The following is a 13,952-nucleotide window of genomic DNA, read 5'->3' on the forward strand; positions in this document are numbered from 1 at the left end:
TTGATTTATAGGTTCTTAAAACAATTTATGTAATAATTTTAGAATTTTCCTTTTTTAATATGGTTGAACTTTTTAAGTTTTATTAATTACAAAACATAAAGACAGATGTAAAATAATTTTTGGTTTATTTTGATCTTTTTTCTTTTTCAAATTGATATACCGGGTATACTGTTTGAGTTATTATATATTGGAATAAGTTTATAAATTTAAATAGTTTAGGCGGTCTATAACATGTTTGTTTTCTCTTACTTTTTTATCTAATTTAGACGTATCTATTATAAATGAGTTTTTTTGATAAAAATCTTTTAGTAACGTAATACTGTTTAAAATAAGGAGTGCTTCTGTGTCATTTTTAGATTGATATAATAAGTCAACCATGTTTTTAGAGGTGTTTTTAATTCCTGTTAGTTCTAAAAATTCTGCAGCCCTCATTTTATTTGCTAAATAAGAATCTGTAGTTAATATTTGTTGAATTTCATCAGAAAAAACAGCTGCTTTTTTACCAAAAGTAGTACAAACAATTAATGCCCAATAGCGTGTTATTTCATCAGAAGATTTTAAAAGTTTTGCTAATTTAGGTTTTGCTTTAGAAAAAGGAATTACTTGAAGGTTGGCTATTTTTAGATAATGTACCAAATCTTTTTTATGAGATTTACCAATCTCTATTGGAGTTTTAAAAGCATTATCAATTAAATAATGTTCTGGGTAAAAAGAGAGGTCAGGCATTTTTTTCATCCAAGAATACAATTGTTTTCTTAAGTGTTTTAGTTCTTTTAAAAATGCAGGGTTGTTTGCAAGGTTATTCGTTTCATAAGGATCTTTTTCAAGGTCATACAATTCTTCAGGGAGTTTAGTTTCAAAAAAGCGAGACTGTATTGGGTTTAACTTCTTATCATCAAATAGTTGTTTCCATTCTTTATAGGCAAGTTGTTTGTATCTGTAAATATTCATTAAACCATCAATATTAAAAGGCTGAAAGTTTCTAATGTATTTTAGATTCCCTTTTCTTACACTTCTAACCATATCATATTTCTCATCAAATCTATCTGCATAACCAAAAGTTACATTGTCTTTAGAAATTGAATTAGATGTATTTTTTCCTAAAAAAGGTTTTCCATCCATCGTTTTAGGAACTTTAATTCCTGCTAAATTTAGAACTGTAGCACTAAAATCTACAAAACTCACAAATTTTTCTGTTGATGAACCAATAGGAAATGGCGATAAATTTTTAAACTGTTGAGGTACATATACTACTAAAGGAACGTGTAAACCAGTTTCTTTTAAGTAGCCTTTACTATTTGGTAAAACGCCACCATGATCACCGTAATAAAATATGATGGTGTTTTCTAACAAGCCATCTTTTTTTAATTCTTTTACTAAGTTACCAACCTGAGCATCCATTTTTTGAATACGATCTCTATAAAATGCATTTGTGTATCTAAAAGTTTTTGTATTTGGGTGATTAGGTTCTACAAATATTCCTTCTGTTGAGGTTTTTGTTGGGTTTGTTTCCATTTCTTCTTTGGTAAAATGTAAACTGCCTTCATGTGTTGTTTGCATGTTGTACACATGAAAAAAGGGTTGTCCTTTTTTTCTGTTTCTCCAAGTTGCTTTTCTAGAAGAATCGTCCCAGACATTTTTATCTTTATAAATATTATAATCTTCTTTTGCGTTGTTGGTGGTGTAATATCCTGCGTTTTTTAGATATTCAGGAAACATTTTTATATTGGTTGGCAATGTTACTTTTTGTTCAGACCTGTGATAATGCGTACCTAATTTAGGACCATAAACACCCGTAATAAGAGTTGATCTTGCTGCACTACATACGGCAGCGTTAGAAAAGGCTTTGTTAAATTGAATTCCTTTTTCTGATAACTTTTCTATGTTAGGTGTTTCTATACCATGTTTGTCAAATAATTGAAGGTAATGGGTAGAATTATCTTCCGAAACCACCCAAACAATATTGGGTTGTTGTGCTTTTAAAGAAGAAAAAAGGCAAAGGAATAGAATTGTATAAATTGATTTAAATTTCATTGTATTTAATTTTATTTTAAAATTTTACTACTTATTTCTTTACGATTCAAATAAGTGCTTTTTAGGTTAGAATTTAACACATCATCAAAAACGATAGCGGCTCTTTTATCATCATTTATAGTTTTTAAATGAAAGTTAGAAATATATAGCCCATTTATGTGTCTTGCAAAAATACCCGATGCAGGTAAGGTGCCAACTTTGCTAAACTCTGGCCACCAATTTCCTAAAGTTTCTAAGGTATATTCTTTAATTGCAGTTTTTGTAGCGTCTTCATTTGTGCCTCCTCCAGAAACTGTCATTTGAATATTATTTAGCTGAATATCCGTTATGTAGTGGTTTGGCATTCCTGTAAGAAAAATAACAGAATTCTTATCCAACTCTTGGTTGTCAATAATAAAATTATCAAAAATAAAATGATGCATTGCTTTCATTGGCAACATTTCTTCAGGAGAATCTACACCTGCTCTTTGTTGGCAAAAGGTCATAAAAATGGGTCTTGGTACATTTTTCATCACAATATTAGAGAAAACCATGTTCTTCATTTCTCCACCTTCATTCATCTGAATTTTTAATCCAGAATCTTGTATGTCATGAAAAGTACAATTGCTTACCGTTATCGATTCAAAATCTCCTCTAGAGGCTAAACCAATTCTCATGGCCGCCCATTTACTAGTAAATACACAGTTGGTTATAACAATATCTTTACAAGGTTTGTCTGGTCTAGAGGTTTGTAAACAGATAGAATCATCACTCGTATCAAATGAAGAATTTGCTACACGTACGTTTGTACATCCATCAAAATCTAATCCATCTCCATTATGATTTACACGACTGATTATTTTAATACCATCTACCACAATTTCATTACAATACAACCAAGCAGATGTCCAAGCAGCCGGGTTTAATAGTGTTACATCTTTCAGATGGATGTCATTAGAGTTTAAAAAACGCATTAACATTGGGCGTCCACCTTTTTTCTTTGTAAAGTTCTTTGGATGTCCATTACCATTAATAGTACCTAAACCCTCTATAGCTATAGATTTTGCGTCTTTTGCAAAAATGAGACAACGATCCATATGAGGTTCGTTTTTATAGGTGTTTTTGTGGGTATCTGTGGTGTAATCTGTATAGTTTGGGCTACCTAATAAAACGGCATTATTTTCTATATGTAGGGTTACAAAGTCTTTTAAATAAATGGTGCCAATAAGTACTGTTTTTCCTGAAGGAATAATCACTTTTCCACCACCTTTTAAAGAGCACATATCAATGGCTTGTTGCACCGCTTTGGTATCTAAAGTAACACCATCTCCTTTTGCACCAAAATCGAGTACATTATAGGTTGTGGCACTAATTTGAGTAGAAATACTTAAAAATAAAAATAATACAAATGATTTCATAGTCTAAATATATTGTTTGTAGATGGTTGATAAATTGGTTGCATCGCCTGTTTTTTCTTGCCAAAGCTTTAATTCTTTCAATAATTTTTTAAGGGTAGATTTTGACTTCTTCTTTGATAGAATATTTTGAGTTTCCCAAGGGTCTTTTTCTAAATCGTACAATTCTAAAACACCTGTTTTTGGGTAAATTATTAGTTTTTTATCCTCAGAAATAATACCTCTTTGATCATCAAACATTGCCAAGTAAATAGATTTTCTTGCTTGCCCTTTTTTAGTGATTAAAGGCAGTAAGCTTTTAAAATCTGTAACTTGTTTTGTTTTTATATTTAAGAGATCAAATAAAGTAGGCGTAATGTCTTGTAAGTAAATACGCTCGTTAATTTTACTGTTTGCTTTTATGTTAACACTCTTTATAATTAAAGGAGCTGTAACACTCGGTTCATACAAACAAACTTTTCCTGCCACACCATTTTCGCCAAAATTGATTCCGTGGTCAGACGTAAAAACAATTAATGTGTTTTCATACAATCCTTTTTCTTTTAATGCATTTATAATATCGCCAATTCTTGCGTCCATATGTGTCACCATTGCATTGTTTTGCTGCACACGTTTTTGCATGGTTTGTTTACTTAATGGATCTGGTGCATATTGATATTTTACATTTTTATTTAAAGGCATTTTATCAGAAAAACTTGGCGGTAATTCTATTTGTTGATAGGGGTACAAATCGTAATATTTTTGTTCAGTTTGCCTAGGTACATGAGGAGCATTAAAAGCTACATATGCAAAAAAAGGTTTTTCTTTGTTGTAGGTTTTTATAAAATTTACGGCTTCTTTTCCTGTAATATCAGTAATATGACCTGCAGGTGAATTATAAGTTTTTAATTGCCCTGGTTGTATGCTGCCAGTTTCATCAAAAATTTGTTGTGCTGTATTGCCCATTGCATGCCATTTACCAGTCATAAAGGTATAATAACCATTATCGTGTAATTTTTCTGGCAATGATTTTGGAGCGTTTTTTTTGGTTATTTTTTTAGAATCCCATAAATACTTACCATATATCAGCATTGTTCTACTGGGTACACATACTGCAGGAGACCAACACCCCATATTATAAGCAGATGTAAAGGAAACACCTTCGGAAGCTAATTTGTCTATATTAGGGGTAATCATTGCTTTGTTTCCGTAAGCTTTTAAAGCTTGATTGCTTTGGTCGTCAGATTCTATAAATAAGATGTTTGTTTGCGAAAAAGTAGTGATAATGTACCCAAAACTTAATACGAACAATATTATTTTTTTACCCATGTTTAAGATGCTAAAACTCAATTTTACTATGAAAAATAAAAGTATTTAAGTAAATAGTATTCTAAGGCAATAAATAGCTTAAATGCTATCTTAAATGATTTTATTGAAGACTTTTTAGACTATAATTTTACTATAGTAATTGTATTGAAACTAGTAATAGCTTTGTTTTCAGCAACCTAATGCCTTATTATATTTTAGTTTGTTTTATTAACCTTTATTCTTAAAAATATACTTAGAGATACATGTTATTAATATGTAAGTTTAAATTCAGTATAAGGTAGTAAATGTGTTATCGATTAAAGTGTAGTAAAAGCTGTTTTATTTCTTTTTTTGATGTGGATTCTAGTCAAGTAGTGTGTTAATAATGAATTAAATGAGGGGTTTAAACATTTGTTCTGTTTATTAAGACAAGATTTATATTTTTTGCATCTAAAATAGAAGACTTTTGGTTTAAATCTAAAAAAGATATGAACGAGCTCCTTTTTATGAAGATGCTTATTTTATTAAGTACACTATTTTCTTACGCACAAGACTCTACAAAACCTACTAATTATTATACGGATACTTTAAATTTAAATTCTGCCCCAAAAAGAGTTAATAATATACTCCCTCTTTCACATCAGAAAGATAAAAGTTGGTTGTTTCAAAAGGATTTTTCAGATGAATTTAATGCCGAAAAATTAGATACTAATAAGTGGTATGGCACACATCCTAAATGGTTGGGGCGTAAACCATCTATGGCACATCCAGATAATGTTTCTTTAGAAAAAGGAGAATTGGTTTTAGCAATCAATCAAGCAAAAGACATAACCTTCAAAGAAGGGTATACCCACAGCTTAAGTTAGCATTTTATAATAAAAGACTAAATTTAAGTATATAAATCAGAAAGAATAAAAGAGAGAATTAAGGTTAATATACACGGTGAAGCCAAGACTTCGACAACATTGATAATCCTCTCTCTTTTCTACTAACAATCACGTTCAGTTCTGTGAGACCTAGATCTCGATTTCAAGTTGTTGTGAGTAAAAGTAGGTTATTCTTTCATAAATCAGTTCTTATGAATAAATATAAGGAAATTTTTGGAGTTGACATCAGTAAAGACGTTTTTGATGTTTATGGAAGTACAAATGGTCATGATCAATTTAAAAATGATGAATTAGGGTTTAAAACCTTTTTAAAAAGTTTACCTAAAAACTCATTAGTTATTATGGAAGCAACAGGTTATTACCATTACAGATTAGCTCAGTTTTTATACAAACAAAGCATTTTTGTATCGGTGGTAAATCCTTTGTCTGTAAAGCGTTTTATCCAAATGAAATTATCTAAAGTAAAGACGGATAAAAGTGATGCAAAGGCTATCTGTGAATATGGAAGTATCAATGAAGTTCCATTGTATACGGCTCTTACTAATGTTCAGAGTGAGTGTTTACAGTTGTTTAGGTTATTAGATAGTGATATTAAAAAACGCACAGCGGTTAAGAATAAAATCCACGGAGAAGAAGTTTTAGGGATTCCCTCTAAGTGGGTTTATGGTTCATTAAAACGGACTAAAAAACATTTAGACAAAGAGATTTTAGGAATCGAAACAAAAGTACTATCATTAGTAAAACAAGACCAACAAGCACAGTTAACATTGCTAACTAGTATTCCAGGAATAGGATTGAAAACGGCATTGTTTTTAATTGTAATTACTGATGGATTTAAGAAATTTGAAACAGCTTCACAATTATGTAGTTATGTAGGAATTACTCCAACGATAAGAGTATCTGGGAGTAGTGTACGTGGAAGAAGTAGAATAAGTAAGGTTGGAAATAGGAAGTTACGCAACCTCTTGTTTCTCTGTGCTTTTACAGCTTGCAAGCATAATAAAGGATGTCGCGAGATTTATGAGCGAATTGTTAACAAGGGTAAGAGTAAGAAATTGGCTTTAATAGCGGTTTCAAATAAACTGATAAAACAGAGTTTTGCTATTGCAAAATCAGGTTTACCATATGACGAAACGTACGTTTCTGTTTTATCAAAATAAGTAGTATTTACATAAAAAATAAAAGCTCAAAATACGAATTCATAGCATTATGAGCCTAAAATAATAGTGCGTAAATTTAATGAAGAAAAGAGTTGTTTTTTAGCTCAGTTCTTTGTTGGATGGGTAATTAGTAAAAAATCTTTAACCTATGGATATTTAGAAATGCGCGCAAAACTTATGGATGCTCCTTGGGTAAGTTGCTTTTGGTTGTATAATTGGTGGTACAAAGATAATTGGAGAACAGAAATAGATATTTGCGAGAACAATCCTGGAGCTTATGAAAATCGACACGATTTAACATCGAATCTTCATGTTTTTTCAGCCCCAGTAGATAAAGGAGATATCAAGAAATTAGTTTCTTTTGGAAAGAAGTATTATATCCCTTTTGAGCTTCAAAAAGAGTACCATGTTTGGGGACTAGAGTGGGACAAAGATTTTATTAGATGGTATATTGATGGAGTTCTTTTTAGAGAATCACCAAATTTATATTGGCATCAAGATTTGTATATTAATTTTAATAGCGAATCTAATAAGTGGTTATTGGCTTTTCCTGATGATAAAAGGCTTGATGAAACTTACAATATTGATTATGTAAGGGTTTGGAAAAAGAAATAGGTAAAGGAAGTGTAGACTAATCTTTGTATATGAAATAGTAAAATACTAAGATTTAAATAAAGTAATAAAGTGAATTTTTAAACCATAAGGATAAACAAAAAATGATGAAAAAAAGTATAGTTATAATATTGCTACTATGTTCAATAGTTAGTTTTGCTCAGAAAAAAAAGAAACATTTATTTGATTCTACCTATTATACAGAGGTAAATGATAAAGCAAGAAATAAATCTAAAATTTATAATATTTTAGATTTTGGTGCTGTAGATGCAGGTCGTGGAAAGAAATCAGACGATTCAAAATTAAGTACAAAAGGTATTCAAAATGCCATTGATAAATGTAGTGCAGATGGCGGAGGCACCGTTTTGGTGCCACCAGGTAGATTTGTTATTGGAACTATTGTACTGAAAGATAACGTTACCTTATATGTAGATGAAATGTCTGCTTTAGAAGGGAGTGATAATATTAAAGATTATAAAAAATTGCCTGAGAGTTTAGAAGAACCACATTTTTCTGAGTGTTTAATTTATGCAGATGGAGCAGAAAATGTAGCAATTATAGGAGGGGGAAGAAATGCCTTTATAAATGGTAGAGGGTTTAATTTTTCTTATAAATGGCGTCGTCCAAAGATAATTAGAATTGAAAATTGTAAAAACGTAACTGTTCATTCAATTATTATAAAGAATTCGGGCTCATGGTGTACAACATTTAGCGGTTGTGAAAACGTTAGTTTAAAATATGTTTCTATCTACAATTACGCAAACGGAAACAATGATGGTGTAGATTTTGATGGCTGTTATAATGTTGAAGTAGATTCTTGTAATTTTCAAACTATTGATGATTCTATTTGCCTAAAAAGTACTTCAGGCAGAATATGCGAAAAAGTACGAGTAACTAATTGCGTGGTAAGTAGTATGGCAGGTGCTGCATTTAAATTAGGTACATCTTCTGCTGTTGGGTTCAAAGATATCAAGATTTCTAATAGCCAGTTTTTTGGTAATAAGGATGGTGCAATAAAATTAATGATTGTAGATGGTGGTATTATGGAGGATGTGGAAATTTCCCATATACAAATGTATCAATGTACTGGACCTATTTTTATAAGATTAGGAAACAGAGGGCGTTTTTATGATAAATCTATACCTCAAACATATACCGATAAAAGTAAGCCAGAAGGTGCCCCAGTAGGGAGTATTAAAAATATATATATTCATGATATAAAAGCAGAAATGAACTCGCTTGAACGAGATCAAGATGCTGTAATGATTACAGGGATTCCAGGGCATTATATAGAAAACATAAGATTAGAAAATATTGACCTGTCTTTTGCCGGAGTTGATAATATGACTGCTTTTTTAGATAAAGAAGTACCAGAAGCTGAAGCAGTATATCCAGAACAACATTTTTTTAATGAATTACCATCTTCTGCATTTTTTTTAAGACATATTAAAGGGTTATTCATGAAAAATGTAAACGTAACTTTTAGAGGAAATGATGCTCGACCTCCATTTTATTTTAATGATGTAAAGAACATGACATTTAAGAATGTTACTACAGATATGAACAAGGAATTAGAGCGTTCTTTTAAGTCTTTTAATTCTGATAAAATCGGTAAGAAAGCTATTAAAGTAAATAAGAATTGATAAAAGTACCTTTTACTTCTTTATAAAATTATAAGTACAAAATTACCCCTTTATTTTTAGGTTATGTTTCAAAAATTAAAGGGTTATGGTAATTGTCCTTTAAGAGGCTTCTGCAACAAAAATGATCCTTTGAGATAGAGATAGAACAATTAAAATTAAAGTCAGCTTATTTCTAATTTTCTGATTAAGAACTATATTTTACTCTTTTAAAAATCTTTTCTATGCTTGTTATACGTGCTTTAAACAAAGTGGGTTAGAATAAAAATAAATTATTAAATAACGATTTGTTCTTGAAATAAAACCATAATTGCTCTTTAAAAAACGTGAATTAAATTAGTTTTATTTTTTTGTATAAAAAGCAACTTAATCTGATTAATTTATAAAAATGACTTTAAAAAAAATAGCATTAGTACTACTTTTAAATGGAGTACTATTTATGGGGTGTAAAAAAGAAGTTGAGGTTTCAACAGACGTTTCAACGAAAGTTTCACAAAACTCAAAGTTTCCTTTTAAACTTCCAAAAACGAAACCAAATATTCCATTAAGTAAAGCATTAGAAAGAAATTACGATGCTTATATGGGAGCAACACCTCAAGATAACGAACTGTATTCGCAATTTAAATATACAGAGTTAAAAGGTTTTGATTATAATAATCATGATGGAACAATTTCTAGAAGAGACCCATCAAAAGTAATCTTTCATGATGGAAAATATTATGTTTGGTATACTTATAGAAATACAAAAACAGCACCAGTTGGTACTGCTAATGCAGATAAAGCAACAGATGTTATTCCATCTGCAGATTGGGATTTATCAGAAATTTGGTATGCTACTTCTAAAGATGGTTTTACATGGAAAGAGGAAGGGGTTGCAGTGCCAAGACCACCAAAACCAAATGTTGGTTGGCGTTCTGTAACAACTACAGATATTTTAGAATGGAAAGGAAAATACTACTTGTATTATCAAGGTTTTATGGAAGTTAGTGGTAAGCGTGGAGATGATTGTCCTGTGGCAGTTTCTTATGCAGATTCACCAGATGGTCCGTGGACGGCATATAATAAAGTTGTAATACCTAATGGAGGAGAAGGAGAATGGGATCAATTTTCTATTCACGATCCGTATCCACTTGTGTATAAAGGTAAAATTTATTTATACTATAAATCAGACTTTAACGGACAACCAAATTTAATTAGAATGCAAGGGTTGGCAACGGCAGACAATCCTTTAGGTCCTTTTACAAAGTATCCTTTAAACCCAATTATGAATTCTGGACATGAAACGACTATGTTTCCATTTAAAAACGGGATAGCAGCTTTGGTTATTCGTGATGGTAACGAACACAATACCATACAATTTGCAGAAGATGGAAAGAATTTTGACATTGCTGCTATTAGTAATATGCTACCAAATGCAGGAGGACCATTTATACCAGATGCTTTTACTGATACAAAAGATGGTAGAGGTATCACTTGGGGAATTTCTCATTTTACCGCAGTAAATGGTTGGTCTACTAATCATGCAGTATTGGCACGTTTTGATTGTGATTTAAGTCAGGATGTAAATGATCCAGGAATGAAAAAGAATCATATTTATTATAAGCCAGAGCATTATTATAAACAAGGTTTAAGTAAAGCTCAAAAAGAAAGAATTGCTGCAGAAAACCAAAAATTGAATAAGTAATTTTTAATTAGACTTGTTAATAACTGTATTTTATAAAAAGATTATAAAATTGGTCATTTGTTGTGGTCTATGATACAATTGTACAAATAAAAAAAGTAGTTTCTTACAATATTTGTCATTACAAAAATTAGTTATAATCTTAAATTAAATACATGAGACTCATTAAGGTATCTTCCTCATTTTTATTTATTCTAGTCTTCTTTATATCAAAGAACATAAATAGTCAGAATAAAAAACGTTTTAAAGAAAATTGGAAATCAATAGAAAATGTAAATCCAGCACCAGATTGGTTTCAAGATGCTAAATTTGGAATTTATGCACATTGGGGACCTGTATCGTCTGCTTTTGAAGGTACAGACCCAACAAAATGGTATGCAGGTTGGCATGGAATGAAAATGTATGTTGATGGAAAAATTGTACCTACACCAAACGGAAAACCTTCTAGTAACTATGTAATGCATGTAGATAAATATGGAGATCCAAAAGAGTTTGGTTATAAATACATTATAGAGCAATTTAAAACAACTGGTTTTGATGCTAAGAAATGGGCAGATTTATTTGCAAAGTCAGGCGCTAAATTTGCAGGTCCAGTAGCCATGCATCATGATAATTTTGCTATGTGGGACAGTAAAGTAACACGATGGAATTCTATGAACTACGGAGGCATTGATCCTTCTGCAGCTCTTAAAAAAGAAATTGAAGCTAAAGGCTTAAAGTTTATGGGTTCTTTTCATCATGCTTTTACTTGGAAATACTTTGCGCCTGCACATGCGCATGGTGGTATTAACCCCAAAGATTATGATTTATACACAAACCCACATTCGCTAGATTCTGATACTCCGGATAAACAATTTTATAAAGATTGGTGGGCAAAATTAAAAGAGTTTATAGATGTTTATCAGCCAGATTTAATTTGGTTTGATTGGTGGTTAGAAAATATGACAGAAGAAGCTCGTTTAAAATTCTTAACGTATTATTATAACAAAGGTTTAGAGTGGAATAAGGATGTTGCTGTGTGTTATAAAGAAACTACGTTTACAGAAGCTACAGCTATAAAAGATTACGAACGTGGACGTCCAAACCAACCTAAAGCAAATCCTTGGTTAACAGATACGTCTCCTGGAGCTTGGTTTTATCGTCCTGGAGCTCAGTTTAAAACTCCAAATGAGTTAGTAGATGTATTGGTAGATATTGTTTCTAAAAATGGCTTAATGTTGTTAAATGTACCACCAAATCCAGATGGTTCTATTCCTAAGGTTATGGAAGATTTACTTATAAATATTGGGGCTTGGTTAAATGTAAACGGAGAGGCTATTTATGGTACAAGACCTTGGGTTGTTTTTGGAGAAGGTCCAACACGTTTACCAGAAGGTGGACATAAAGTAGAAGAGAAAGTAAAAATTGAATATAAAAATACAGACATCCGATTTACAAAAAAATCAGACAAAGAATTTTTTGCTATTGTAATGGATACACCAGAAAATGAGCTTGTAATAAAATCTTTAAGTACACAAATAGGTGCTTTAAATTCTAAAATTTTAAAAGTTGAATTACTAGGTAGTAAAGAAATTATTAAATGGGAAAGAAATGAAAGAGGACTTGTTATTCAGTCTCCTAAAACATTTCCTACAGAGTACGCACATGCTTTTAAAATAGTCTTAGAAGGTTATACAGAAAATAATATTGGTGGAGATGTGAATGCTCACGAAGACTAAAATATTATCATTTTAAATTAATCATTGTTGTTTCATAAAAGCTTTTTTTTGAGACAACAATGATTTTTTAAAGGAAAAAGAATCTTACGATGATAATCCTTAAAAAAAATAGCAGTCATGGTGATATTTTAAGTGACTTAAAAAAACTAAAACCAGAGATGTTATTTTTTGTTAGAGATCAATCTTACAATCATAGCGACCATTATGGATATTGGTTAAACTATAGTTTTTGTTAATTAAAAAATCAATGAAATGAAAAAATACAACCATATATTCCTTTTAATACTACTTTGTTGTGCAGGTACTTTTAATAAATTAATTGCACAAGTAACTTATGGACCACCAGAACCTCCTGTGGGACAAAGATGGATTTTAAATGAAGATTTTTCTGATGAATTTAATGGAACCACATTAGATTCTGATAAATGGTTAGATCATCATCCTAAATGGTCGGGTAGAGAACCCGGTATATTTTTACCTTCTCAAATATCTGTTAAAGATGGTTTTCTTCAGATAAAAGGAGAAAAGTTAAAAAAAGATACTATTGTTAATAGATATAAAAGAGAGTTAAAATTTAACATTGCAGGTGGTGCTGTAATTTCAAAAAAATTAGCTTTTTTAGGATATTATGAAACGCGTGCAAAAGCTGCTGCTACAACAATGTCTACTACATTTTGGTTTTCTACAGTAAGTTCTACAAAAGGACCTAACGGATGTGATAGTTATGGTTTGGAGTGGGATATTCATGAATCTATAGGAAGAGGTGGTGATTTTAAAGGAAACTTCTTTGCAAACGGAATGAATTCTAACGGACATTTTTGGTATACCGATTGCGATGGTAAAAAGCACGATTTAAGAGCGCCAAGTGTAAAGTTTACAAATAAAGAGGTTGCTTCTAAAGATTTTCATGTGTATGGAGGTTGGTGGAAAGATGAAAATACAGCAATTTCTTATTACGATAAAAGAGCGCCAAAACAAATTAAGTTCTACGATAAAATTCTTCCAAAACCTTTTAATCAACCTATGCGTATGCGTTTGGTATCAGAAACATATCCTTTTCCTTGGATAGAGTTACCAACAGATGAAGAACTAGCAAATCCAACCAAAAATACCGTGTATTATGATTGGGTAAGAGGTTATCAATTGGTCGATTTAAATGATACAAGCATTAGCCAAAAGCACGAATCTACTTTAAAGCTTTATCAAGAAAGTGTCATTCTACCAATACTAACTATTACTGCGGATACTCCTAAATCAATAAAAATACCATTAAGTTATAAGGCAAATGCAAAAAGAACAATCTGTTTTAGGGTTTCTGAAATTAAAGATGGAATGAAAATAAAATGGGATAAAAAGGTTGCGGAAATTACTGTAGATGTGCAACCTGGTTATGGAAAAATGGAACATGTTTTAAATTTAGAAAAATATATTACTAAAAATAATTCTTATAAAGTAGAAGTTATATTAAGAGATGTAAATGGCAATAACAACCCACAAGAAGCAATAGATGTTAGTACCATGTTTATCGAATTTTAAATT

10 protein-coding genes are annotated in these 13,952 nt (G+C 30.8%); 7 read left to right on the forward strand and 3 right to left on the reverse strand.

What is annotated here, in order from left to right; all coding sequences use genetic code 11:
* Window positions 1–198 precede the first annotated feature (198 nt).
* From WHD07_RS11820 to WHD07_RS11830, 3 genes are read right to left on the reverse strand one after another with little or no spacing between them, the layout of a single operon-like run.
* Window positions 199–2,034 carry a sulfatase gene (locus WHD07_RS11820; protein WP_343328556.1) on the reverse strand — a complete coding sequence of 612 codons (1,836 nt, stop codon included), beginning with the start codon at window positions 2,032–2,034 and terminating at the stop codon, window positions 199–201.
* An 11-nt stretch (window positions 2,035–2,045) separates the two neighbouring features.
* Window positions 2,046–3,431, reverse strand: coding sequence for a glycoside hydrolase family 28 protein (locus WHD07_RS11825; protein ID WP_343328557.1), 1,386 nt, complete (start codon window positions 3,429–3,431; stop codon window positions 2,046–2,048).
* Between the two features lie 3 nt (window positions 3,432–3,434).
* The gene (locus tag WHD07_RS11830) at window positions 3,435–4,736 is read right to left on the reverse strand and encodes a sulfatase-like hydrolase/transferase (protein WP_343328558.1); all 1,302 of its coding nucleotides are present in this window, start codon (window positions 4,734–4,736) and stop codon (window positions 3,435–3,437) included.
* A gap of 467 nt (window positions 4,737–5,203) precedes the next feature.
* Here WHD07_RS11830 and WHD07_RS11835 point away from each other — a divergent pair, with 467 nt between their 5' ends.
* The 7 genes from WHD07_RS11835 (at window position 5,204) to WHD07_RS11865 (ending at window position 13,949) form a co-directional block, all read left to right on the forward strand.
* Window positions 5,204–5,581, forward strand: coding sequence for a hypothetical protein (locus WHD07_RS11835; RefSeq protein ID WP_343328559.1), 378 nt, complete (start codon window positions 5,204–5,206; stop codon window positions 5,579–5,581).
* A gap of 212 nt (window positions 5,582–5,793) precedes the next feature.
* On the forward strand, window positions 5,794–6,762 hold the full coding sequence (locus WHD07_RS11840; protein WP_343328560.1) for an IS110 family transposase: 969 nt from the start codon (window positions 5,794–5,796) through the stop codon (window positions 6,760–6,762).
* A 66-nt stretch (window positions 6,763–6,828) separates the two neighbouring features.
* Entirely contained in the window at window positions 6,829–7,377 is a 549-nt protein-coding gene (locus WHD07_RS11845) for a family 16 glycosylhydrolase (protein ID WP_343328561.1), read from the forward strand.
* 104 nt (window positions 7,378–7,481) lie between these two features.
* Window positions 7,482–9,017 carry a glycoside hydrolase family 28 protein gene (locus WHD07_RS11850; protein ID WP_343328562.1) on the forward strand — a complete coding sequence of 512 codons (1,536 nt, stop codon included), beginning with the start codon at window positions 7,482–7,484 and terminating at the stop codon, window positions 9,015–9,017.
* Between the two features lie 385 nt (window positions 9,018–9,402).
* Window positions 9,403–10,698 carry a glycoside hydrolase family 117 protein gene (locus WHD07_RS11855; protein WP_422897638.1) on the forward strand — a complete coding sequence of 432 codons (1,296 nt, stop codon included), beginning with the start codon at window positions 9,403–9,405 and terminating at the stop codon, window positions 10,696–10,698.
* 152 nt (window positions 10,699–10,850) lie between these two features.
* Window positions 10,851–12,413 (forward strand): alpha-L-fucosidase, encoded by a 1,563-nt coding sequence (locus WHD07_RS11860; protein WP_343328563.1) that lies wholly within the window; start codon window positions 10,851–10,853, stop codon window positions 12,411–12,413.
* Between the two features lie 252 nt (window positions 12,414–12,665).
* The gene (locus tag WHD07_RS11865; RefSeq protein WP_343328564.1) at window positions 12,666–13,949 is read left to right on the forward strand and encodes a beta-porphyranase D; all 1,284 of its coding nucleotides are present in this window, start codon (window positions 12,666–12,668) and stop codon (window positions 13,947–13,949) included.
* Window positions 13,950–13,952 lie beyond the last annotated feature (3 nt).

It is taken from the genome of Polaribacter staleyi (genome assembly GCF_038024045.1).
Taxonomy (GTDB): Bacteria; Bacteroidota; Bacteroidia; order Flavobacteriales; family Flavobacteriaceae; genus Polaribacter; species Polaribacter butkevichii.